Annotated in this window: 19 protein-coding genes and 1 pseudogene; 10 read left to right on the plus strand and 10 right to left on the minus strand. The window is 74.0% G+C overall.

What is annotated here, in order from left to right:
- The first annotated feature begins 107 nt into the window (after positions 1-107).
- The 4 genes from QUY26_RS34025 (at position 108) to fxsA (ending at position 4,415) form a co-directional block, all read left to right on the plus strand.
- Positions 108-548 carry an Lrp/AsnC family transcriptional regulator gene (locus QUY26_RS34025; protein ID WP_289953562.1) on the plus strand — a complete coding sequence of 147 codons (441 nt, stop codon included), beginning with the start codon at positions 108-110 and terminating at the stop codon, positions 546-548.
- A gap of 97 nt (positions 549-645) precedes the next feature.
- Entirely contained in the window at positions 646-2,283 is a 1,638-nt protein-coding gene (locus QUY26_RS34030) for an amidohydrolase (protein ID WP_289953563.1), read from the plus strand.
- A 636-nt stretch (positions 2,284-2,919) separates the two neighbouring features.
- Positions 2,920-3,759, plus strand: coding sequence for a polyprenol monophosphomannose synthase (locus tag QUY26_RS34035; RefSeq protein ID WP_289953564.1), 840 nt, complete (start codon positions 2,920-2,922; stop codon positions 3,757-3,759).
- A gap of 62 nt (positions 3,760-3,821) precedes the next feature.
- Complete coding sequence (gene fxsA, locus QUY26_RS34040) at positions 3,822-4,415, plus strand: FxsA family membrane protein (protein ID WP_289953565.1); 594 nt, start codon at positions 3,822-3,824, stop codon at positions 4,413-4,415.
- 286 nt (positions 4,416-4,701) lie between these two features.
- On the opposite strand, the gene QUY26_RS34045 is transcribed toward fxsA, so the two are convergent.
- The 3 genes from QUY26_RS34045 to QUY26_RS34055 all read right to left on the minus strand — a co-directional run bounded on the left by QUY26_RS34045 (position 4,702) and on the right by QUY26_RS34055 (position 7,029).
- Positions 4,702-5,076: an RNA polymerase-binding protein RbpA gene (locus QUY26_RS34045; protein WP_030360404.1), complete on the minus strand. Its 375-nt coding sequence runs from the start codon at positions 5,074-5,076 to the stop codon at positions 4,702-4,704.
- 499 nt (positions 5,077-5,575) lie between these two features.
- On the minus strand, positions 5,576-6,343 hold the full coding sequence (locus QUY26_RS34050; protein WP_289953566.1) for a glycerophosphodiester phosphodiesterase: 768 nt from the start codon (positions 6,341-6,343) through the stop codon (positions 5,576-5,578).
- Positions 6,340-7,029, minus strand: coding sequence for a YczE/YyaS/YitT family protein (locus tag QUY26_RS34055; RefSeq protein WP_289953567.1), 690 nt, complete (start codon positions 7,027-7,029; stop codon positions 6,340-6,342). Before QUY26_RS34055 ends, QUY26_RS34050 begins: the two co-directional genes overlap by 4 nt.
- A gap of 97 nt (positions 7,030-7,126) precedes the next feature.
- Between QUY26_RS34055 and QUY26_RS34060 the strand changes: the two genes are divergently transcribed.
- Positions 7,127-8,632, plus strand: coding sequence for a PLP-dependent aminotransferase family protein (locus QUY26_RS34060; RefSeq protein ID WP_289953568.1), 1,506 nt, complete (start codon positions 7,127-7,129; stop codon positions 8,630-8,632).
- Positions 8,633-8,737: 105 nt separating this feature from the next.
- Here the strand turns inward: QUY26_RS34060 and QUY26_RS34065 are convergent, their stop codons facing one another.
- Complete coding sequence (locus QUY26_RS34065; RefSeq protein ID WP_289953569.1) at positions 8,738-10,309, minus strand: hypothetical protein; 1,572 nt, start codon at positions 10,307-10,309, stop codon at positions 8,738-8,740.
- 46 nt (positions 10,310-10,355) lie between these two features.
- Positions 10,356-10,550, minus strand: coding sequence for a hypothetical protein (locus tag QUY26_RS34070; RefSeq protein WP_030360399.1), 195 nt, complete (start codon positions 10,548-10,550; stop codon positions 10,356-10,358).
- Between the two features lie 349 nt (positions 10,551-10,899).
- On the opposite strand from QUY26_RS34070, the gene QUY26_RS34075 reads away from it, so the two are divergent.
- The 5 genes and pseudogenes from QUY26_RS34075 to QUY26_RS34095 all read left to right on the plus strand — a co-directional run bounded on the left by QUY26_RS34075 (position 10,900) and on the right by QUY26_RS34095 (position 17,125).
- A complete protein-coding gene (locus QUY26_RS34075) occupies positions 10,900-11,319 on the plus strand; it encodes an ankyrin repeat domain-containing protein (RefSeq protein ID WP_289953570.1) in 420 nt (139 codons plus the stop codon).
- 299 nt (positions 11,320-11,618) lie between these two features.
- Positions 11,619-13,037, plus strand: a complete 1,419-nt coding sequence (locus QUY26_RS34080) for a HEAT repeat domain-containing protein (RefSeq protein WP_289953571.1) — start codon at positions 11,619-11,621, stop codon at positions 13,035-13,037.
- A gap of 535 nt (positions 13,038-13,572) precedes the next feature.
- The gene (locus tag QUY26_RS34085) at positions 13,573-14,703 is read left to right on the plus strand and encodes a glycosyltransferase family 4 protein (RefSeq protein WP_289953572.1); all 1,131 of its coding nucleotides are present in this window, start codon (positions 13,573-13,575) and stop codon (positions 14,701-14,703) included.
- A gap of 14 nt (positions 14,704-14,717) precedes the next feature.
- A pseudogene (locus QUY26_RS34090) lies at positions 14,718-15,872 on the plus strand (glycosyltransferase); the annotation flags it as partial.
- 395 nt (positions 15,873-16,267) lie between these two features.
- Positions 16,268-17,125: an SGNH/GDSL hydrolase family protein gene (locus QUY26_RS34095; RefSeq protein ID WP_289953573.1), complete on the plus strand. Its 858-nt coding sequence runs from the start codon at positions 16,268-16,270 to the stop codon at positions 17,123-17,125.
- Positions 17,126-17,228: 103 nt separating this feature from the next.
- On the opposite strand, the gene QUY26_RS34100 is transcribed toward QUY26_RS34095, so the two are convergent.
- From QUY26_RS34100 to QUY26_RS34120, 5 genes are all read right to left on the minus strand, one after another.
- Positions 17,229-18,116, minus strand: a complete 888-nt coding sequence (locus tag QUY26_RS34100) for a biotin-dependent carboxyltransferase family protein (protein ID WP_289953574.1) — start codon at positions 18,114-18,116, stop codon at positions 17,229-17,231.
- Positions 18,113-18,745, minus strand: a complete 633-nt coding sequence (locus tag QUY26_RS34105; protein WP_289953575.1) for a 5-oxoprolinase subunit B family protein — start codon at positions 18,743-18,745, stop codon at positions 18,113-18,115. Before QUY26_RS34105 ends, QUY26_RS34100 begins: the two co-directional genes overlap by 4 nt.
- Positions 18,746-18,888: 143 nt before the next feature.
- Positions 18,889-19,653: a LamB/YcsF family protein gene (locus tag QUY26_RS34110; RefSeq protein ID WP_289953576.1), complete on the minus strand. Its 765-nt coding sequence runs from the start codon at positions 19,651-19,653 to the stop codon at positions 18,889-18,891.
- A 113-nt stretch (positions 19,654-19,766) separates the two neighbouring features.
- Positions 19,767-20,549, minus strand: coding sequence for a putative hydro-lyase (locus tag QUY26_RS34115; RefSeq protein WP_289953577.1), 783 nt, complete (start codon positions 20,547-20,549; stop codon positions 19,767-19,769).
- Positions 20,546-21,847, minus strand: coding sequence for an MFS transporter (locus QUY26_RS34120; RefSeq protein WP_289953578.1), 1,302 nt, complete (start codon positions 21,845-21,847; stop codon positions 20,546-20,548). The genes QUY26_RS34115 and QUY26_RS34120 overlap by 4 nt, the downstream gene beginning before the upstream one ends.
- Positions 21,848-22,040: the final 193 nt, after the last annotated feature.

Here is a 22,040-nt window from a genome sequence, read left to right on the forward strand (position 1 = left end):
CGGGGCGCCGGGACCGGGTGCGCCGTCGGTCCGGGGGCGCGTGTTCTGTCTCATCCCTCGCGTCGCTCAGGTATCGGTGAGGATCAAGAGGCCTGTAGGTTCGGCGCATGGAGGAGCTGGACCGACAGATCGTGCAGCTGCTCGTCAAGGACGGGCGGATGAGCTACACCGACCTGGGCAAGGCCACGGGCCTGTCCACGTCGGCGGTGCACCAGCGGGTGCGCAGGCTGGAGCAGCGAGGAGTGATCCGCGGGTACGCCGCGGTCGTGGACCCCGAGGCCGTCGGCCTGCCGCTCACGGCCTTCATCGCGGTGAAGCCCTTCGACCCCAGCGCCCCCGACGACATCGCCGAGCGGCTCGCCGGAGTCCCCGAGATCGAGGCCTGCCACAGCGTCGCGGGCGCCGAGAACTACCTGCTCAAGGTGCGCGTGGCGACCCCGCACGAGCTGGAGAACCTGCTGGCACGGCTGCGCACGCTCGCCGGGGTCTCCACGCACACGACGGTGGTCCTCTCCACGCCGTACGAGGCGCGGCCGCCCCGGGTCTGACCGGGCGGCGCCCGCGTCCCGCCGCGCGGGCCGGGCCGCGAGGCCCGGGGCGACCCCGCGAACCGGAGCCTCGCGCGCAGGCGCGAGACTGTTCCCCATGAGCGAGCGCATCACCCCCGAAACCGGGCATCGCACCGTCCTGCTGCGCGGCGGCGAAGTCCACAGCCCCGCCGACCCCTTCGCGACCGCGATGATCGTCGAGCGTGGACATATCGCCTGGGTCGGCTCCGAGGGTGCCGCCGACGGCTTCGCCGACGGTGTCGACGAGATCGTCGACCTCGAAGGGAACCTGGTCACCCCGGCGTTCACCGACGCCCATGTGCACACGACGTCCACCGGGCTCGCGCTCACCGGACTCGATCTGTCCGGTGCCCGGAGCCTCGACGATGCGCTCGTTCTCGTACGCGAACACGCCGCCGCGCACCCGCACGACCGGGTGCTGCTCGGCCACGGCTGGGACGCCGCCCGGTGGCCCGGTGGCCGTCCGCCCACCCGCACGGAACTCGACGAGGCCACCGGCGGCCGCCCGCTCTACCTGTCGCGCATCGACGTGCACTCCGCCGTCGCCAGCACCGCGCTCCTCGACCTCGTCCCCGGTGTCGCCGACGCCGCCGGGTTCCACGCCGACGCGCCGCTGACCGCCGACGCCCACCACGCCGTGCGCACCGCGGCTCACGCCGCCGTCACGCCCCGGCAGCGGGCCGCCGCCCAGCGCGCCGCGCTCCACCACGCCGCCTCGCTCGGCATCGGCTCGGTGCACGAGTGCGCGGGCCCCGTGATCTCCGGCGAGGACGACTTCACCTCGCTGCTGCGCCTGGCCGACGAGGAGGCCGGGCCCCGGGTCGTCGGGTACTGGGCCGAACAGGGCCCCGAAGGCGTCGCCCGCGCGCGCGAGCTGGGTGCGTTCGGCGCCGCCGGCGACCACTTCGTGGACGGCGCGCTCGGCTCGCACACGGCGTGGCTGTGCGAGCCCTACGCCGACGAGAGCACCGGCAGCGGCAACGCCTACCTGTCCGCGGCCGACGTCGCCGCGCACGTGGTGGCCTGCGCGGAGGCGGGCGTCCAGGCCGGTTTCCACGCCATCGGGGACGCCGCCGTCGGGGCCGTCGTGGACGGGGTGCGCGCAGCCGCCGAGAAGGTCGGCCTGGCCCGGGTGCGGGCAGCGCGGCACCGCGTGGAGCACGTCGAGATGCTCACCCCCGAGACGGTCGCGGCGTTCGCCGAGTTCGGCCTCACCGCGTCCGTCCAGCCCGCCTTCGACGCGCTGTGGGGCGGCGAGGACGGCATGTACGTCCAGCGCCTCGGCGCCCAACGGGCCCGTACTCTCAACCCGTACGCGGCCCTCCTGCGCGCCGGCGTCCCGCTGGCCTTCGGCTCCGACAGCCCGGTGACCCCCCTCGACCCCTGGGGCACCGTCCGGGCCGCGGCCTTCCACCGCACGCCCGAGCACCGGGTGTCCGTGCGCGCCGCCTTCACCGCCCACACGCGCGGCGGCTGGCGGGCCATCGGCCGCGACGACGCGGGCGTCCTCGTGCCCGGCGCCCCCGCCGACTACGCCGTGTGGCAGACCGGCGAACTCGTCGTCCAGGCCCCCGACGACCGGGTCGCCCGCTGGTCCACCGATCCGCGCTCCGGCACCCCCGGCCTGCCCGACCTCGGCCCCGGCGCGGAACTGCCCCGCTGCCTGCGGACCGTGGTGGGCGGCCGGTCGGTATTCGTACGGCCTAACGAGTGACGTCAGCGGTGCGGCGCGGCTCCGAACGGGGCCACACGGCGCGTCGCGCGACCTGCGGCGCCTCGCCACTGACCTGCTGATCTGCGTAAAAGGCGCAGGTCGGAGGGCTATTGACAGACGGCGGCCGTCGACGGGTAGTTTCGGCCGCGTCCACCGCAGGACGTCCGACCGGCGAACCCGCGCACAACCGTCGACCGCCGCTGGATCATGGTCGGTGCGCCACCCCGGCGCACCGCCACCGGGAGCCAGGTCCAGCGCCCGCGACGCTCAGGCGCGGGAACGCATCCGCCGGAAGGGGGTCGTCCCTCCTGCTCCCAGGAGCTCGGGGGAGGTGCGACCCGGGTAGGGCCCGGCCGCTCAGTAGACAACGGCTCTCGGTCGATCCGCAGCCAGCGGGTCCCAGGCCGGCCCGAAGGGCGCCGGGCCCGATCCGCAGGATCGCTCCTGCGTGCCGCTGTGTGCTTCCTCGTCCGTGCCGCTGCGTGATCTCGCGTGCTCCGCGGGGGGACGAAAGCCGCGCGCCGGACACTGCCGCCTTCACCGCCCCGTCCCTGCCGGGCCGACGGTCCGTGGCGTCGCAACAGCCCAGGCCCGGGCCACTATGGTGGTTCCCTGCGTACGAACGAAGGGGCAGTAGTGAGCAACGGCGGCGGGATCAGCGAAGCAGCGGACGCGGAGCGGCAGTTCGGCCCGCTCGGCGAGGCCTTGGTGATCATCCCGACCTACAACGAGGCGGAGAACATCCAGGCGATCGTCGGCCGGGTGCGCACCGCCGTGCCGCAGGCGCACGTCCTCGTCGCCGACGACAACAGCCCCGACGGCACCGGGAAGATCGCCGACGAGCTCGCGGCCGACGACGACCAGGTCCACGTGCTGCACCGCAAGGGCAAGGAAGGCCTCGGCGCCGCCTACCTCGCCGGCTTCTCCTGGGGCCTGGAGCACGGCTACGGCGTCCTCGTCGAGATGGACGCCGACGGCTCCCACCAGCCCGAGGAGCTGCCGCGCCTGCTCACCGCCCTCAAGGGCGCCGACCTCGTGCTCGGCTCGCGCTGGGTGCCCGGCGGGCGGGTCGTCAACTGGCCCCGGTCCCGCGAGTTCCTCTCCCGCGGCGGCAGCACGTACTCACGGCTGCTCCTCGACGTGCCGATCCGCGACGTCACCGGCGGTTTCCGCGCCTTCCGCAGCGAGACCCTCCAGGGCCTCGGCCTCGGCGACGTGGCCTCCCAGGGCTACTGCTTCCAGGTCGACCTGGCCCGCCGCGCCATCAAGGCCGGCTACCACGTCGTGGAGGTGCCCATCACCTTCGTCGAGCGGGAGCTCGGCGACAGCAAGATGAGCCGCGACATCGTCGCCGAGGCACTGTGGCGGGTCACGGCGTGGGGCGTGGGGGAGCGGGTCGGCAAGGTCCTGGGCCGCAAGCCCTCTCCGCCCTCTTCCTCCTCTCCGCCCGCTCCGCCCGCTTCTCCGGCTCCTTGATCGCTCGCGTTGTCGATCACCCCCTTATGCCGGTCTGAGCCGCGCCCAGGCACACTGGGAGCATGACGACTGGCGCACCGCCTCCCACCCAGCCCGCCCGGCCCCGGCGCTCGCGCGTCCTCAGGTTCCTGCCGCTCGGACTCGCCGCCTGGCTGGTCCTGGAGATCTGGCTGCTGACCGTCGTCGCCGGGGCCACCAGCGGACTGACCGTGTTCCTGCTCCTCGTGGGCGGTCTGGTGCTCGGCTCCTTCGTCATCAAGCGGGCCGGACGGCGCGCCTTCAAGAACCTCAGCGAGGCGGTGCAACAGCAGCAGCGGGGCGTTGCGGCGGCACCCGACTCCGGTGGGGGCAGTGCCCTCACGATGCTCGGCGGCCTCTTCCTGATCCTGCCCGGCCTGATCTCCGACGCCGTCGGGCTGCTGCTGCTCGTGCCGCCGCTGCAGAAGGTTCTCAGCCGGACTGCCGAGCGGACCTTCGAGCGCAAGGTCCGTGAGGCCGCGGCTGCGGCGCCCGGGGGGTTGGGGGACGCCTTTCAGCAGGCCCGGATGCAGCACCCCGGCGGGAAGGTGGTCCAGGGCGAGGTGATCCGCGAGGACGGGCCGTCGGCGTCACCCGGGCCGTCCCGGGGTCCGGAGGACCCGCAGCTGCCACGCTGAGGCTTGGGCCCTCGCGGGCGGGGCGCCCCAGACCATGCTCTTCAAACGCCGGACGGGCTGAATGGTTTCAGCCCGTCGTGGGGCCCCTGCTCCTTAAGAGCTTGGGGGAGATTGAGGACGAGGCGCGAAGCGCCGATCAGCGGGGTCCAGGGAGTGCGGCCCCCGGTTTCGGAGAAGGGCGGGGCTGGGGCGCTCCGCGAGGGCTGCCGCACGCACGACGAGGGCGGGCCCGCTGCCGAAGCAGCGGGCCCGCCCTCGTCGTTACTCCGCTCCGCGGTCCGCGCGCTCAGGCGGACTTGCGGCTGTCACGCGGATGCACCGCAATATTCATCGCACCGGACCTGAGAACCGCCAGGCGCTCCTCAAGGACCTCCTCGAGCTCTTCTCGAGTACGGCGCTCCATGAGCATGTCCCAGTGCGTACGGGCGGGCTTGCCCTTCTTCTCCTCAGGTCCGTCGCCGTCCACGAGAAGTGCCTGGGCCCCGCAGACCTTGCACTCCCACTCGGGCGGGATCTCCGCCTCCACCGAGAACGGCATCTCGAAACGATGTCCGTTCTGGCATGCGTACTCCACGGCCTGGCGCGGGGCCAGGTCGATGCCGCGGTCGGTCTCGTAGCTGGTCACCACGAGGCGCGTGCCGCGAAGAGCTCGCTCACTCATGAATCGTGCCTCCCGGGCTTGTCGCCCACAGGACAGGTGTCGCTGTCGTCGTCATCCGGTCAACGTCCGGTCGGCGGTAAAGATTCCCGTTCAGGGTCATGCGTCGCCGTCGTATGCCGCCCCTTGTTGTACCCACCAGCGCCCGGTTTGTCACATCTGGCAGCAGATGTCACCCAGCGTTTCTGAATCCTCAGCGCGCAGTAACGGTCCGCCTGGCAGGCCAAACGCGTACACTACCGGCCTTCGCCGCTCGTTGCTAAATCCGGCCGGGGCCGAAAGGGCCCTTGTGGTGCGCCGCGCGCCGTACCGGAACCCCCGCCGACGGCATCGGAGGGCCCGCGAGGGGCACCTGCGGGGGCGGGGCCGTGCTCTCACCGCGCCCCTGTGAGCTGGTACGTCAGCCTGAAGGGCGGCGCCTTGAGCCGTCGCGCACTCCGCTCGTCGCACACGTAGGCGGAAGCGCTCGGGTGCTTTTCCGTCTTTTTCCTCGCCGGGCCCGTCAGACCCAGGTGCCGCGGTCCTCGAGCACGTCGCGCAGCGTCTCGATGCGGTCCGTCATGATGCCGTCGACGCCCAGGTCGAGCAGCGTGTGCATGCGGTCGGCGTCGTTGATCGTCCACACGTGGACCTGGAGCCCGCGTGCGTGGGCGGCGCGGACGAAGCGGTGGTCGACCACCCGCACCCCCGACTGCGCCTCCGGCACCTGGGCGCACACCGCCGAGACCCGCGGGGTCGCCGGCACCCCCAGGGAGAGCAGCCGCAGCCCGAGCACGCCGCGCGTGCCGAACGAGGTGGCCAGGCGCGGCCCCGCGAGGCGCTGGGCGCGTGCGACGCGGCCCTCCGAGAACGAGCCGACGCACACCCGGTCCCAGGCGCGGGTGCGCTCGATCAGCTCCAGGAGCGGCAGGAGGGCGGACTCCGCCTTCACGTCCACGTTCCAGCGGGCGTCCGGGAAGGCCTCCAGCATCTCCTCGAAGAGGGGGATCGGTTCGCTGTCGGCCACGCGCGCGCGGCTCACCTCGCTCCAGGGGAGGTCCGCGATCCGGCCCGACGCGTCCGTGACCCGGTCGAGGGTCGCGTCGTGGAACGCGGCCAGCTTGCCGTCCGACGTGGCGTGCACATCGGTCTCGATATAGCGGTAGCCGGCGTCCACGGCCTGGCGGAAGGCGGCCGCGGTGTTCTCCAGGCCGTCGGCCGCACCGCCGCGGTGGGCGAAGGCGAGCGGGCCGGGGTGGTCGAGGTAGGGGTGGCGTACGCGCGGGGTCACCGCTGCAGTATCGCCTGCTCCGATGGCTCTCCGGAGGCCACGACGCGGCCCGCGGTGGACGCGGGGACGGCGAAGAAGCGCAGGAAGAACTGGGCGAGCGGACCGATGCACAGGGCGTACAGGACCGTCCCCACGCCCACGGTGCCGCCGAGCACGAAGCCGGTGACGACGACCACGACCTCCACCAGCGTCCGCATCAGGCGGATCGAGCGGCCGGTGCGCTCGTTGAGACCCGTCATCAGGCCGTCGCGCGGTCCGGGGCCGAACCTGGCCGCGATGTAGAGGCCCGTCGCCACGCCGTTGAGCACGATCCCCGCCACCAGGAGCGGCACGCGGACGCCCAGGGCGTGCGCGTCCGGTACGAGGGCCAGGGTGCCGTCCATCGCGAGGCCCACGACGAAGACGTTCGACACCGTCCCGAGGCCCGGGCGCTGGCGCAGCGGTATCCACAGGAGCAGCACGGCGGCACCCACGAAGATCGACACGACGCCGATCGACATCCCGGTGCGCTCGGCGATGCCCTGGTGCAGCACGTTCCACGGCTCCAGGCCGAGGCCCGAGCACACCAGGAGCGCGGAGCTCGCGCCGTACAGGGCGAGACCGACGTACAGCTGGCACAGCCGCCGCGCGAGGTGGCGCTCGGCACGCGTTCCCGTAGTGGGCCGACCTGATTTCGCCCTGGACAAGAGAAGCCCCCGTGGTGGTAGTGGCCTGACGCATGACACTCTGTGGCTTGGTGGCGGACGTCAACCATGGCCAATTCGACGAAGGTGGACTGGGATCATGCCTCAGTGGACATCAGCGGTGGGCTCGACCCAACTCGCCCGGCTGCTCACCTCCCAGCAGGCGCGCCCCGCGGGCCCCGGCACCCGCCGTCCGCCCGCCTATCGCGCCCTTGCCGACGGTATCCGCCTCCTCGTCCTCGAGGGGCGCGTCCCCGTAGCGGCCCGGCTGCCCGCCGAGCGCGAGCTGGCCGTCGCGCTCGCCGTGAGCCGTACGACCGTCGCCGCCGCCTACGAGGCGCTGCGCACGGAGGGCTTCCTGGAGTCCCGCAGGGGAGCGGGCAGCTGGACCGCGGTCCCGGCCGGTAACCCGCTGCCCGCGCGCGGCCTCGAACCGCTGCCCCCCGAAGCGCTCGGCTCCATGATCGACCTGGGCTGCGCGGCGCTGCCCGCGCCCGAGCCCTGGCTCACCCGCTCCGTGCAGGGCGCCCTGGAGGAACTCCCGCCCTACGCCCACACCCACGGCGACTACCCGGCAGGACTGCCCGCCCTGCGCGCGACGCTCGCCGAGCGCTACACCGCGCGCGGGATACCGACCATGCCGGAACAGATCATGGTCACCACCGGCGCCATGGGAGCCATCGACGCGATCTGCCATCTCTTCGCGGGCCGTGGCGAGCGCATCGCCGTGGAGTCCCCCAGCTACGCCAACATCCTCCAGCTGATGCGGGAGGCGGGTGCGCGCCTGGTGCCCGTGGCGATGGCCGAGGGGCTCCGCGGCTGGGACATGGACCGCTGGCGCCAGGTCCTGCGCGACGCCGCGCCCCGGCTCGCGTACGTCGTCGCGGACTTCCACAACCCGACCGGCGCGCTCGCCGACGAGGACCAGCGCCGCAGTCTGGTCGACGCCGCCCGGCACGCGGGCACCGTGCTGGTCGTGGACGAGACGATGAGCGAGCTGCGCCTTGACGACGGTCTCGACATGCCGCGCCCCGTCTGTGGGTTCGACCCCTCGGGCTCCACCGTCATCACCGTCGGCTCGGCGAGCAAGGCCTTCTGGGCGGGCATGCGCATCGGCTGGGTGCGCGCCGCCCCCGACGTGATCCGCAGCCTGGTCGCCGCGCGCGCGTACGCCGACCTCGGCACCCCCGTCCTGGAGCAGCTGGCCCTCAACTGGCTGCTCAGCACCGGGGGCTGGCAGCAGGCCGTGGATGTGCGCAGGGAGCAGGCCCGCGACAACCGCGACGCGCTGGTCGCCGCCGTGCGCCGGGAGTTGCCGGGCTGGGAGTTCGAAGTGCCGCACGGCGGGCTCACGTTGTGGGTGCGCACCGGCGGGCTCTCCGGCTCGCGCATCGCCGAGGTCGGCGAACGCGTGGGCGTGCGGGTGCCGTCGGGCCCCCGCTTCGGCGTGGACGGCGCCTTCGAGGGCTACGTACGCCTGCCGTTCACGGTGGGCGGTGCGGTCGCCGACGAGGCGGCCGTGCGGCTCGCGGCGGCCGCCCGGCTCGTGGAGTCGGGGACGGGCGCGGGGTCCGGGGCGGAGGGGCCGCACACGTTCGTGGCGTGAGGGGCGCTCCGGTGCGGGGTGAGGGCCGCTCCGTCCGGGGCGAGAGTCGCTCGGACGGAGCCGGGGTCACCTCGTCCGGCGCCGGATCCGCTTGGTCCGGCGTGCTCAGCCCTCCGCGACCGCCGGGGCCAGCGCCGCGTCCGCCGGCGTCGTGCGGGCCGGGAGCAGGTCGAGGACGGCCCGCCGGTGCGCGTCGCTCGTGGCGTCGTCGTACGGGTCGGGGGTCGCCGGGACCTGGAGGCGGTGCACCGGGCCGGTGCCGAGGCGGGCGTAGCCGCGGCCGGGCGGCATGTCCGGCGTGGGGGTCGTGCGCGGGCGCGCGCCCAGGACCTCCTCGACCTGGTCGGGCGTGGCGGGACCGAGCACCACGCGCGCGCGGGTGTGCTGGCACACGGCGTCGGTGAGGGCGTCCGCGCTGTCGAGCTGGTCGGCCACGACCACGGTGACGCCGGCGGCGCGCCCGTGCCGCAGCGGCACCTGGAGCAGCGTCTGCGGATCGCGGTGGCCGTCGGCGGCGGCCAGGTGGCCGAGGGTGCTCGGGCGGTCGAGGAGGATCCACAGGGGCCGCTTGATGTCGTCCGGCGGGGGGTGGCCCGCCTGCCGGGCGCGGTTCGCGGCGATGAGCCGCCGCTCCGTCTCGTGCGCCGCCCACTCCAGGCTGGCGAGCGCCCCGGCGAGCCCGCACTCGACGGCGAGGACGCCGTCGCGCCCTGTGAGGCACGCGAAGTCGCCGGTGCCGCCGCCCTCGATGATGACGACGTCGCCGTGCTGGAGCGCCTGCAGGGCCACCGAGCGCAGGAGCGTGGTGGTGCCGCTCCCGGGGTGGCCGAGGACCAGCAGATGGGGTTCGGTGGAACGGCCGCCGGTGCGCCACACGACGGGCGGTACGTCGCGCTGCTCGTCGCCGTCCGCGACGGGCAGGGTGCGCTGCACGGCGGAGGGGTCGGTGAAGCCGAGCACGGTCTCGCCGGGGGCGGTGACGAAGCGCTGGGCGGCGATGTCGGTGGGCAGCGGCGGCAGCACGGTCACGGTGAGGGTGTTGCCCTCCTCGTCCCACGTGAAGTGGTACTCCCGGCCGCGCCCCGACTTGGCGTGCAGCAACTGCTCGATGCGCGCGCGGGATTCGGCCTCGCCGTCGGTGAAGTACGCGGGATAGCGCAGCACCAGACGGCAGACCCGGCCGTCGTCGTCGAACGCGTAGTCGGTGAAGGCCTTGTCCCACTCGCCGCCGTGCGCGAACAGGGGGCTCGGGTCGTCGGGGACGGAGAAGTACGGCACGAGTGCTTCGTAGAGCGACTGCAGCCGCTGGACCTGGGCATCGTCCGGGCCGGAGGGGGCCGGCGCGGTGCGCTCACGGCCGGTCCAGGCGGCGGCCGCCATCAGGCTGATGGCGGCGAGCAGCGGACCGTAGGGGATGAGCGCCACGACGAGGACCACGGAGGCCACCAGGAACAGCAGGGGGCCCCGGCGGTCCTTGGGGGTCTCGGACCACTTGCGCCGCCCGGCTCCGGCGAGGCGGCGCAGCCCGCGTGTGATCGTGATCAGCGGGTGGAGGACGTCGGTGGCGCTGTCGGCGGCCGACCGGGCGAGTTCGCGACTGCGCGCGATGTGCTCCCGGCTCCGGGCGATCTGGGCGGTGCCGTTGCTCAGGATGCGGGGGAGAGGGCGCCGGGCCACGTCGTTCTCCTGGGGGTGGTGGTGAGCGGTGAACCGTCGGAAACCGTCAGAACTTGATGCCGCCGAGCAGGCTCGCGAGGCTCGCGCCGCCGGCCTTGATGCTCGGGGCGATGGCGGTGCCCGCGAGGTAGAAGCCGAAGAGCGCGCACACCAGGGCGTGCGAGGCCTTCAGCCCGTCTTTGCGGAAGAAGAGGAAGACGATGACTCCGAGCAGCACGACGCCTGAGATGGACAGGATCATGAGGTTTCTCCTGGTCGATGGGGACAGTCACCATGAGTTCTTCCAGGCTCACAGCATGTATCCATACGATAAAGGGTGCAAATGGGGTAAATTTCCGATATTTACCTCAAGTGGCGGCGGCCTGATGGGCCGACTGTGCACGTCGGAGGCGGTTTCGGAGTGAGGGTCGGGGTGGGGGTCGTCACCCGACGTGATCTTTGCCGTGGACGCGGTCGGTCATGTGCCGTGACGGGCAGTACCCTGTCGATTCACTCGTACGGCTGCACGGCTGGGACACCGGGAACGATCCGGACCGGCCGCGCATTCGTTTCGGCCCAGTGCACGCGGAACACGAAAGGCGATCATCACTGTGAGCGATGAAGTCCCCGACACGGGGAGCGCGGCCGTCCCCGACCCCGAGGTCGTGGCCCTCGCGGGCAAGATCTTCGACCTGGCCCGGGCCGGTGACACCGACGCGCTCACCGCGTACGTCGACGCGGGCGTGTCCGTGAACCTCACCAACGGCAGCGGCGACTCGCTCGTCATGCTCGCCGCCTACCACGGCCACGCGGCGACCGTGCGGGCCCTCGCCGAGCGCGGCGCGGACGTCGGCCGCGCCAACGACAGGGGCCAGACGCCGCTCGCGGGCGCCGTCTTCAAGGGCTCCGACGACGTGATCCGGGCGCTGCTCGACGGGGGCGCCGATCCGGCCGCGGGCACGCCGTCGGCGATCGACACCGCGCGCATGTTCGACAAGACCGAACTGCTCGCACTGTTCGGCGCCGCCTGAGCGGGTAGGCGGTCCGGTAGCACGGGGGCACCGGAAATGTGGTCGCGGCGGGCTGAACCGCTGGGTCATCATGACGACGTGATTCACGGACGCGACGTCGGGGCAGGTGTTGCCGCAGCGCGCGGACCGTGAGCGGCCCGACCCCGGACATGGCGTCCGGGACCCTCCGGGTCACCGACGAGAGGCAGAGGAAGATGGTCTTCAGCAAGCAAGAGACGTGGGGCGGCCCGACGTATTGGCGCACGGCCAGGTAATGCGGATTCCCGGTTGCGTCGACGCTTGATGTGAGGCTGTTTCCCATGTTCGAACCGGTCATAGCGCCCAGCGGTACGCTGCTCGGCCTGCTGCAGCGGGGCCGCGGCGACGGCACCCTGCACGCGCTCACCGCGCCTCGGTCCGAGGCGCTCTCCGCCCTCGACCACTGTGTGCTGCACGACCCGCGGCACGACTGGCAGGTGGAGAACCGCTCGCTGTACTACGCGCGGCTCTACCTCGACCTGAACGGCGGGCTCGGCGCCATCCAGCGCCACCTCTTCGACCCCGAGGACGCGCTCGACCCGGACGACTCACGCACCGGGCTCGCGCTGTCCGTCCTCGGCCACCTCGCCTCGTACGACAGGCTGGACGCCCTGCGCCTGCTGCGCAGCTACGCCGAGTACGGAGCCAACTGGGCCTGGGCCCTGGACGAGCTGGCCCTGCGCGACGACGACGCGGGCCTGCGCGCCCTCGCCGTGCCCGTGCTCGCCCGCTTCCCCACCGACGCGGAGGGCGAGGCCGCGCTCACCGATGCCGTGCGCGACGCCTTCGAGCCCCGGCCCTGGCGGCTGTGGGCGGAGGATCCACGACCCGAGATCGGCGGCCGCGTGCGTGCCGCCGCCGAGCGGGGCTCCTTCGACCGCTGGCAGCGCCAGCTCGCACCCGCGGGGCCGCGCCCCGGCTGGAGCGTGCGGGCCGTGCTCGCCTGGGCCCAGGAAGGGCTGGAGCGCGGCGCCGCGCTGCATGTGCCGGCCGCCCGCTGTCTGACCGCCGTCGCCGGGCCCGAGGACCGCGCCGAGATCCTCGAGGCCGCCCGCCACGGCGCGGACGCCGAACGCGGCACGGCCTTGTGCTATCTGGCGGATGCCAACGACCCCGGCGTGCTCGACCTCCTGGAGGAAGCGGCGCAGAGCCCGTCGCGCGCGGTCGTCGACATCGCGGCCGAGACGTTCGAGCGGATGCGCTCCGTCGCCGCCGTCGAACGGGCCCGGCAGTGGGCCGGGCGCCCCGACGCGCTCGGCGCGGCCGCCGGACGCGTCCTCGCCTGCAGAGGCGGCGCCCAGGACAGCCCACTGGTGCTCGCCGCGCTGCGCGAGGCGGTGCGCGGCGAAGGCCCGGACGCACCGGCCCTGTGGCCGCTCGTCGACGGCGCCGGCCGCCTCGGCATCGGCTGTGCGGCGCCCGTCCTGCGCCATGTCTACCGCGAGACCGCCTCCTCCCATCTGAGAGGCCGCGCCGCCCGCGCCCTCGCTGTCACCGACCCCTCCTTCGCCGCGGGTTTCGCCGTCGAGTGCCTGTGGGACTGCGAGGAGTCCACCCGCGAAGTCGCCGCCCGCCACGCCGAGACCGGTGACGCCCGCGTGGTCAATCGCCTCCGCAGACTCGCGGCGGATCCCGCCGAGGAGGATGACGTGCAGTCGGCGGTACGGAGCCGGATCGGGCCGGACGCGCCTGCTGTGTGAGCCTCGCGGCGGCGGGGTGGTGCTGTGCCGGGGCTCGGTCGGCGCTGTGCTGGTTGTGACGGCGCGGCGCCGGTGCCGGGGGGCCGGCCGGTTTCGGGTGCTCCCAGGTCTTCCCAGTCTTCCCAGGTGGTTCCGGGCGGCTCCGGGTGGTCCCTGGTGGTTCCGGATCGTGTTCCCGGCTGCTCCGGTCGGTCCCGGGCGGCTCTTGGCGCGCCCTCCCCGTCGCCGCGCTGCCTGGCGCGACAGGGGGCACGGCTTCTCCCCGTCTCTCTCCGCAGCGGCAGAACCGCGCCTCCACGTAGACGGCGTGGACGACGAAGTAGACGGCGTGGACGACGAACCGGAGCCGTCCGCTTGCCCCCCTGGTGAGGGGGAAGCCCTCGCCTCGAAGGCCAAGGCGCTGCCCCGCCCAGTGCGTAACGTCCAGCCTGCGGCGAAATGGCCGGATCCCGTGGAGCGCAACGCTCATGGGACGTTCCTCGTCAGGAAAGATCCACGTTGACGTGGGCACGCCCCGTCTGACGACAACACGGGTATGCGTGTCGTCATCGTCACCGAATCCTTCCCGCCCGACATCAACGGCGTGTCGCACTGCGCCCTGCAGACCGCCCGGCAGCTCGTCGCGCGCGGTCACGAGCCCCTCGTCGTCGCCCCCGCCACCGCGGCGGGTGCCGACGCCGACGCCGACCCTCTGTCCCCGTGCCCCGTCGTCCGCGTACCCTCCCTGCCGCTCCCCGGATATCCGCAGGTCAGGGTCGCCTTGCCGAGTCGACGGCTGGCGGCGGCGCTGAGCGCGCACCAAGCCGACCTGGTCCACCTGGCCAGCCCGTTCGTCCTCGGTGCGCGCGGCATGGCCGCGGCGACCCGCAAGCACCTGCCCACCGTCGCGGTCTACCAGACCGACATCGGCGGCTACGCGCGGACCTACATGGGTCGGGGCGAGGCCGCCGCGTGGCGGCGCATCCGCGCGGTGCACGCCGCCGCCGACCGCACCCTCGCGCCCTCCACGGCGGCTCTCACCGACCTCGTCGCGCACGGCGTGCCCCGGGTGCGGATGTGGCCGCGGGGCGTGGACACCGAACGCTTCCGGCCGACGCTGCGCGACCCCGCCCTGCGCCGGGAACTCGCCCCCGACGGCGAACTGGTCATCGGCTACGTAGGGCGGCTCGCCCCCGAGAAGCACGTCGAACTCCTGGCGCAGGTGTGCGAGCTCGACGGCGTCCGGGTCGTCGTCGTGGGCGACGGGCCGAGTGCGGGCACCCTGCGCGCCGCGCTGCCCGGAGCCACCCTGCTCGGCCGTCGCACCGGCGACGAACTCGCCCGGATCTTCGCCTCCTTGGACGTCTTCGTGCACACCGGGCCCCTGGAGACCTTCTGCCAGACCGTGCAGGAGGCCATGGCCAGCGGCGTTCCCGTCATCGCGCCCGCCGTGGGCGGACCGCTCGACCTGGTGGTCCCCGGGAGCACCGGCATCCTCGTCCCGCCCGGCGACCCCGCGGCCGTGCGGGACGCGGTGTGGGTCATGGCCGCCGACCCTGCGCTGCGGGCCGCCTACGGAGCCGCTGGACGCGCCGCCGTCCAGGGGCGGACCTGGGACGCCATCGGGGACCAGCTCATCGCGCACTACGAAGAAGTGCTCGCCGAGCGCACGGCGGTGGCGGCATGACCCCGGCCCTCGGCATGAACCCCCTCGGTACGGCACGCGCCGCGCGGACGGCCGGGTCGCTGCGCATCGTGCGCCTCGCCAACTTCGTCACGCCCTCGTCGGGCGGACTGCGCACCGCCCTGCGGGAACTGGGCCGCGGCTACCTGGCGGCAGGCCACGACCCCGTACTGGTCGTCCCCGGAGAGCGCGCGGACAGCGTCCGCACGGAGCAGGGACTCGTCATCACCGTGCCAGGACCCGAACTGCCCGGCACCGGTGGCTACCGCGTCATCACCGACCGGCGGCGCCTCACCCGCCTCCTGGAACGCCTCGCCCCCGACCGCCTCGAGGTCTCCGACCGCACGTCCCTGCGCTGGACCGGCGAGTGGGCGCGCCGCGCCCGCGTCCCGGCCGCGATGGTGTCCCACGAAGCGGCGGACGCCGTGATGCGCACCTGGGGGCTGCCCGAGGGACTGGCGCGCCGCGCGGCCGACGCGCTCAACACCCGTACCGCGCACGCCTACGCGCGCGTGGTGTGCACCACGGCCTGGGCGGAGCGTGAGTTCGTCCGCATCGGGGCGGGCAATGTCGTCCGCGCCCCTCTGGGCGTCGACCTGGCGGACCGCCATCCGGGGCTGTGGGACCGGCGGACACGCGACCGCTACGCGCGCGGGGACGACGACGTGCTCCTCCTGCTGTGCTCCCGCCTCTCCGTGGAGAAGCGGCCCGGCATGGCGCTCGACACGCTGGAGAGCCTGCGCGGGCGTGGTGTACCGGCCGTGCTCGTCGTCGCGGGCGACGGGCCGCTGCGTTCCCGGCTCGAACAGCGGGCGCGGGCGCGGCGGCTTCCGGTGACGTTCCTCGGCCATGTCGCGGACCGCGCCGCACTCGGCGCCCTCCAGGCCACGGCCGACGTGTGCCTGGCTCCGGGCCCCTGCGAGACCTTCGGCCTGGCCGCACTCGAAGCACTCGCCTGCGGCACCCCGGTCGTGGCCAGCGCCTCGTCCGCGCTGCCGGAGATCGTGGGCGGCGCGGGGGCTGCCGCCGCCGACACGCCCCGCACGTTCGCCCACGCGGTACGGGCCGTCCTCGAACGCCCGGAGCACATCCGCCGGGCGATGGCACGCGCCCGTGCGGAGTGCTTCGGCTGGGACACGGCGGTGCGGGCGTTCTTGGCCGCGCACGGGGCGGATGCTAATGCGGATGTGAGGGGTGGGCGTGGGGTGGATGTGAGGAGCGGGACGGTTGTGGGGGATGGGGCGGTGGTCCGGAGCGCGGGGGTTGTGGGGGATGGGGCTGCCGCGAGGTGTGGGGCTGCTGCAGGTGATGGGGCAGCTTTGAGCGGCGGGGTGGTTGTGGGGAGTGGGGCTGCTGTGGACGGCGGCGTCGCTGTCAGGCACGGGGTGGTCGTGGGGGACGGCGCGGGTGCGGCTGTCGGCAGCGGGGCCGGTTCAGGTTCCGGTTCCGGGCGGGGCGGCGCGCGGGTGGTGGCCGCCGTGGAGGAGGGCGCGGCGGCCGGGGACGAGGGCCGGGCGCCGCGCCTCGTGGTGGGGCCCGGCGTCGGGACGGACGGGGGCGGTGGCGGATGAGGCCGGTGACGTTCGTGGCGCTCGGGGACTCGCTCACCCAGGGCGTGGGCGACCCCGTGGACGGCGCGTGGCGGGGCTGGGCGGCGCTGCTCGCCACCGGCCTCGAGACGCCCCGACGGCCCGTGGAATTCCACAACCTGGCCGTCAGCGGCGCGCAGACATGCGACGTGCACGGCCGCCAGACGCCCCGGGCGGTGGCGCTGCGGCCCGACCTCGTGTCCGTCGTCGTCGGCGTCAACGACACCCTGCGCTGCACCTTCGACATCCGTGCCGTCGCCGCGCGCCTCGACGAGGTGTACGGCACCGTCACGGCGGACGGCGCCGTACTGCTCACCGCCTGCATGCCCGACCCCGGCGCCATGCTGGGCCTGCCCGGCGCGCTGGGCCGCCCGCTGGCCCGGCGGCAGCGCGCGGTCAACGCCGTGGTCCACGCCCTGTCCGAACGCCACGACGCCGTCCACCTGCACGCCGCCGACGAGGAGTGGGTCGCCGACCGTGCCCTGTGGAGCGCGGACCGGCTGCACCCCTCAGAGCGCGGGCACCGGGTGTTCGCCGCCCGCTTCCACGCGCTCCTGTCCGCGGCGGGCCTGGCGCCCGGCCCCGCCCCCGCCGTCGAACCCCAACTGCCCCCGCCCGCCCCGGCCGCGAGACTGCTGTGGCTGGCCACGGCCGGAACCGGCTGGGTCGCCCGGCGCTGCACCGACCTGCTGCCGCAGCTGCTCGGCCTCGCCGTGGAGGAGGTCCGGCACCAGGTGCGGGGCACGAGCGCCGGGCTCGACGTCCGGGACGCGCACGCCGCGGAGGCGGCACTCGCGGGCCTCGGAGCCGCCGAGCGGCAGGCGGAGGCGGCCTAGAACCTGGCCGGTGGGTCGGCGCGCTCCCTGACCGGCCCTCCACCCGCGCGAACCGCACCTGACCATCGACGTGCCCCGGCCAGCCCTGCCGACGAACCGCACCTCACCCGTGGCGCGCCCCCGACAGGCCCCCCACCCCCACGAACCGGACCACCGTCCCGGGCACCGCCTGCGCCGCCGCCGCGAGATCGCGTTCCCTGACGACGCCCACGACCGGATAGCCGCCCGTCGTCGGATGGTCGGCGAGGAACACTACGGGCCTGCCGTCCGGCGGGACCTGGATCGCGCCGAGGACCATGCCCTCGCTGGGCAGTTCACCGCCGACCGCGCGCTCCAGGGGCGGTCCTTCGGTGCGCAGGCCGATGCGGTTGCTCGCCGAGGACACGCGGTACGCGCGCGTGGTGAGCGTGCGCAGGGCCGCGTCCGTGAACCAGTCGGCGCGGGGGCCTGGCGTCACCCGCAGGACCAGTTCGCGGGGCGGGCCCGGCTGCGGAACGGTGTCCACGCGCGCGTGGGCGACGGGTGCGGCACCCAGCGGCAGCACCGCCCCGTCCGTCAGCGGCGGCGGGCCGAGCCCGGAGAGCAGGTCGGTGGAGCGGCTGCCGAGGACCGGCTCGACGGCCACACCGCCACCGAGGGCGACGTAACCGCGTACTCCGTAGACAGCGGGACCCACCTCCAGGAGAGCCCCGGCGGGCACCCGTACCGGCGCGCCCCAGGCCACCGCGCGTCCGTCCACCGTCACCCGGCAGGGCGCGCCGCCGACGGCGACCGTGACGGCGCAACGCGGCCGCAGCGCACAGCCGTTGAGGGTGGTCTCCAGGACGGCCGCCCCGGCCGGATTGCCGACGAGACGGTTCACCAGGGCGGCCGCTGGCCTGTCGAGGGCTCCGGAGAGCGGTACCCCGAGGTGGGCGTGTCCGGGACGGCCCTCGTCCTGCACCGTGGTGAGCGCCCCGGCCCGTACGACCGCGAAGGCCCGGTCGGTCATCGGCCCTCCGGCACGAAGCGGACTCGCGCGCCCGGCGAAAGGAGCGCCGCGGGTACGCGCGCGTGGTCCCACAGCACGGCGTCCGTCGTCCCGATCAGCTGCCAGCCTCCGGGTGACGAGCGCGGGTAGACGCCCGTGTACGGCCCGGCGAGGCCGACGGAGCCCGCGGGCACCGCCGTGCGCGGCGTCGCCCTGCGGGGCACGTCGGGCACCCCGCCGAGGCCCGTCAGATAGCCGAACCCGGGCGCGAACCCGCAGAAGGCGACGCGGAATTCGGCCGCCGAGTGGATCCGCGCCACGTCCCGCACCGGCACGCCCCAGAGCGCCGCCACGTCGGCCAGGTCCGGTCCCTCGTACCGCACCGGGATCTCCAGGACGTCGTCCGCGCGCGCGGGCAGCGGCGGGATCTCCCAGGTGGGCAGGCGCGCGGCGAGCCGGAGCGGGGCGTCGGGGCCGTCGGGCCCGTCGAGGCCGTCCAGGAGCACCGTGCGGGCCGCGGGCACGATCTCGCGTACGACGAGGTCCCCGGCCGCGCGGCGGCGCACCAGCTCGGCGTGCAGGGCCGCGGCGGACTCTCCGTCGGCGAGCTCGACGAGCAGCGCGCGCTCGCCCATCGGCAGAACCTTCATGGGCGGCGCCGACGACGGCGTCGCGGGTGGGGGCGCCGGAAGCGCGGGCGAGGGAGGGGCGGGCGTCGGTGGTGTCGCCCTCAGCGGTGACGCCGATGGTGCCGGTCGTACGGGGTGGGCCGGTGGTGCCGTCGGGCGGGTGCTCATGCGAATGCCTCCACCCGCACGCCCGCCGTTTCGAGGCGTCCTCTGACCTGCCGTGCGAGCTCCACCGCTCCGGGGGTGTCGCCGTGCAGGCACAGGGAGCGCGCCCGGACGTCGATGCGCCGCCCGCCGTGCGCGGTGACGGCGCCGAAGCGGGCGATGCCGAGGGACCGTTCGACGACGGCGTCCGCCTCTGTGATGACGGCGCCGTCGGTGTCGCGCGGCACCAGCGTGCCCTCGTCGGTGTACGCCCGGTCCGCGAACGCCTCCGTGACCACCGGGAGTCCGGCCTTCTCCGCCGCCTCCAGGAGACGCGATCCGGGAAGACCGAGGACGGGCAGCCCGGCGTCGGCGAGGAGCACGCCGTCCACGACGGCCGCCGCCTGCTCGCTGTCGTGCACCACGCGGTTGTACAGCGCGCCGTGCGGCTTCACGTACGCCACACCGGCGCCCGCCGCGCGCGCGAACACCTCCAGGGCGCCGATCTGGTACGCCACCTCGGCCGCGAGCTCCGCGGTCGGCACGTCCATCGCGCGCCGCCCGAAACCCGCCAGGTCGCGGTACGACACCTGGGCGCCGATCCGCACCCCCCGCTCCGCCGCACGCTCGCACACGCGCCGCATGGTGGCCGCGTCGCCCGCGTGGAAGCCGCAGGCCACGTTGGCGCTCGTGACGACGGACAGCAACTCCTCGTCGTCGGTGAGCCGCCACCGCCCGAAGCCCTCGCCCAGGTCGGCGTTGAGGTCGATCGAGGCCCAGGTCATGTGCGTATCGCTCCCGTGGATTCGTGTGCTCCGCGCGGAGCCGGTCCGTGCCCCGCGCGGTGGGGTTCCGTCGTCCCGCGCGCGGGGCTGTCCCCGGGGCGCGGCGGAGTCGGTCAGGCGACGCGGTACTGCTCGTCGCGCGCGTCGGTGATGAACATCCGGCCCGGCGCGTGCGTGATCGCGAACGGTGGTCGCGACGCCATCACGGCCGCCTGCGGTGTCACCCCGCACGCCCAGAACACCGGGATGTCGTCCGGCTCGGCGTCCACCGGGTCGCCGAAGTCGGGCTCGGCGAGGTCGGCGATGCCGAGGCCCGCCGGGTCGCCGCAGTGGACCGGCGCGCCGTGCACCGCGGGCAGCAGGGCGGTCTCCCGGATCGCCGCGGCCAGGTCACCGGGCGGCACCGGACGCATGGACACCACCAGGGGGCCGCGCAGGCGCCCCGCCGCACGGCACTGGCGGTCGGTGACGTACATGGCGACGTTGCGGCCCTGGGCGACGTGCCGCAGCGGCACACCGGCCGCGGCCAGCGACCACTCGAAGGTGAAGCTGCAGCCGATGAGGAACGACACCAGGTCGCCGCGCCAGTGCCCGACCACGTCGGTGGGTTCGTCGACGAGTTCCCCGTCCTCCCACACGCGGTAGCTCGGCAGGTCCGTGCGCAGATCGGCGCCCGGGGCCAGCGGCGTGGACCAGGAGCCCGCGTCGGTCACGTCGAGAACCGGGCAGGGCTTGGGGTTGCGCTGGCAGAACAGGAGCATGTCGTACGCCCAGTCGGCGGGGACGGACACCAGGTTCGCCTGGGTGTGTCCGGGCGCCCAGCCGGCCGTCGGTGTGCTGTGGCCCGCGCGGAACGCCGCACGCGCCTCCACGGGGCTCACGCTCTCGGGGCTCACTGCAGTTCCCTTCCGCGCGTCTCGGGCAGGCCGAACAGGGCGATCACGGCGAGCGCGTAACCGAACGCTCCGAAGATGAGCGCTCCGCCGACGCCCCAGCTGTCCGCGAGGAAACCGACGGTCGTCGGGAACACGGCGCCCACCGCGCGGCCGGTGTTGTAAGTGAAGCCCTGCCCCGTGCCGCGCACGGCGGCCGGGTACAGCTCGCTGAGGAAGGAGCCGAAGCCGCTGAAGATCGCCGACATGCAGAAGCCCAGCGGGAAACCGAGCACCAGGAGAAGGCCGTTGGCGTCGTCCGGGATGTTCGTGTAGGCCGCGATGCTGGCCGCGGACAGGAACGCGAACAGCGTGATGTTGCGCTTGCGGCCCAGCTTGTCGGTGAGGTACCCGCCCGTCAGATAGCCGATGAAGGCACCGGAGATCAGGAACGTCAGGTACCCGCCCGTGCCGACGACCGTCAGGCCGCGGTCCTCCTTGAGGTACGTGGGCACCCAGGTGGCCAGCGTGTAGTAGCCGCCCTGGACGCCGGTGGACAGCAGCACCGCGAACAGGGTGATGCGCAGCAGCCCCGGCTTGAAGATCGCCGTGAACGAGCCCTTCTCCGTGCTCCGTTCGCGCTCGGCCGCGGCCTCGGGGGCGTCGTGCACGTTGCGGCGTACGTAGATCACGAGCAGCGCGGGCAGCGCACCGGTGAAGAACATGACGCGCCAGGCGATGTCGTCGTCCAGGAACTGGAAGACCAGGGTGTAGACGATCGCGGCGAGTCCCCAGCCGACGGCCCAGGAGCTCTGGATCGCGCCGAGCGTACGGCCGCGGTTCTTGGCGGTCGCGTACTCGGCGACCAGGATCGCGCCGACCGCCCACTCGCCGCCGAAACCGAGCCCCTGGAGGGCGCGGAAGACCAGCAGGGTCTCGTAGTTGGGCGCGAAGCCGCAGGCGACGGTGAACACCGCGTACGTGATCACGGTGATCATCAGGGCCTTCACCCGGCCGATGCGGTCCGCGACGACGCCCGCGACGGCGCCGCCCACCGCGGAGACGACCAGCGTGACGGTCGTGAACAGCCCCGTCTGGCCGCTGTTCAGGCCGAAGTAGGCCGAGAGCGCGACCATGCTCAGCGGCAGCGTGAAGTAGTCGTAGGAGTCGAGCGCGTACCCGCCGAAGGCGCCGGCGAAGGCCCGGCGGCCGCGCGGGCCGAGCGCGCGCAGCCAGCCGAACGCGCCGTCGTCGTCCGGTGGTCGGGCCCCGCGTGGCTGGTCGTCCAGCTCTATGGCGGAGGGCGGGGGAGTCGTGCTCATGGGCGCCTCACAGAGGAGTCGGCGGAGCTGGAGGGTGCTTCTGAGGAGCGGGGTGTGCTGACCGGCGCGTGGCCAGTGCCCTCTGGGGACGGGGGCGGGATGACGCCTGCCGGACAACGTAGAGGATTGTTGAACGATCCCTCAATACCCATGTTGTCTCGTTCTTGTATCTGCGGTTGAATCCGGGCATGGC

Source organism: Streptomyces flavofungini (assembly GCF_030388665.1).
Classification (GTDB): Bacteria; Actinomycetota; Actinomycetes; order Streptomycetales; family Streptomycetaceae; genus Streptomyces; species Streptomyces flavofungini_A.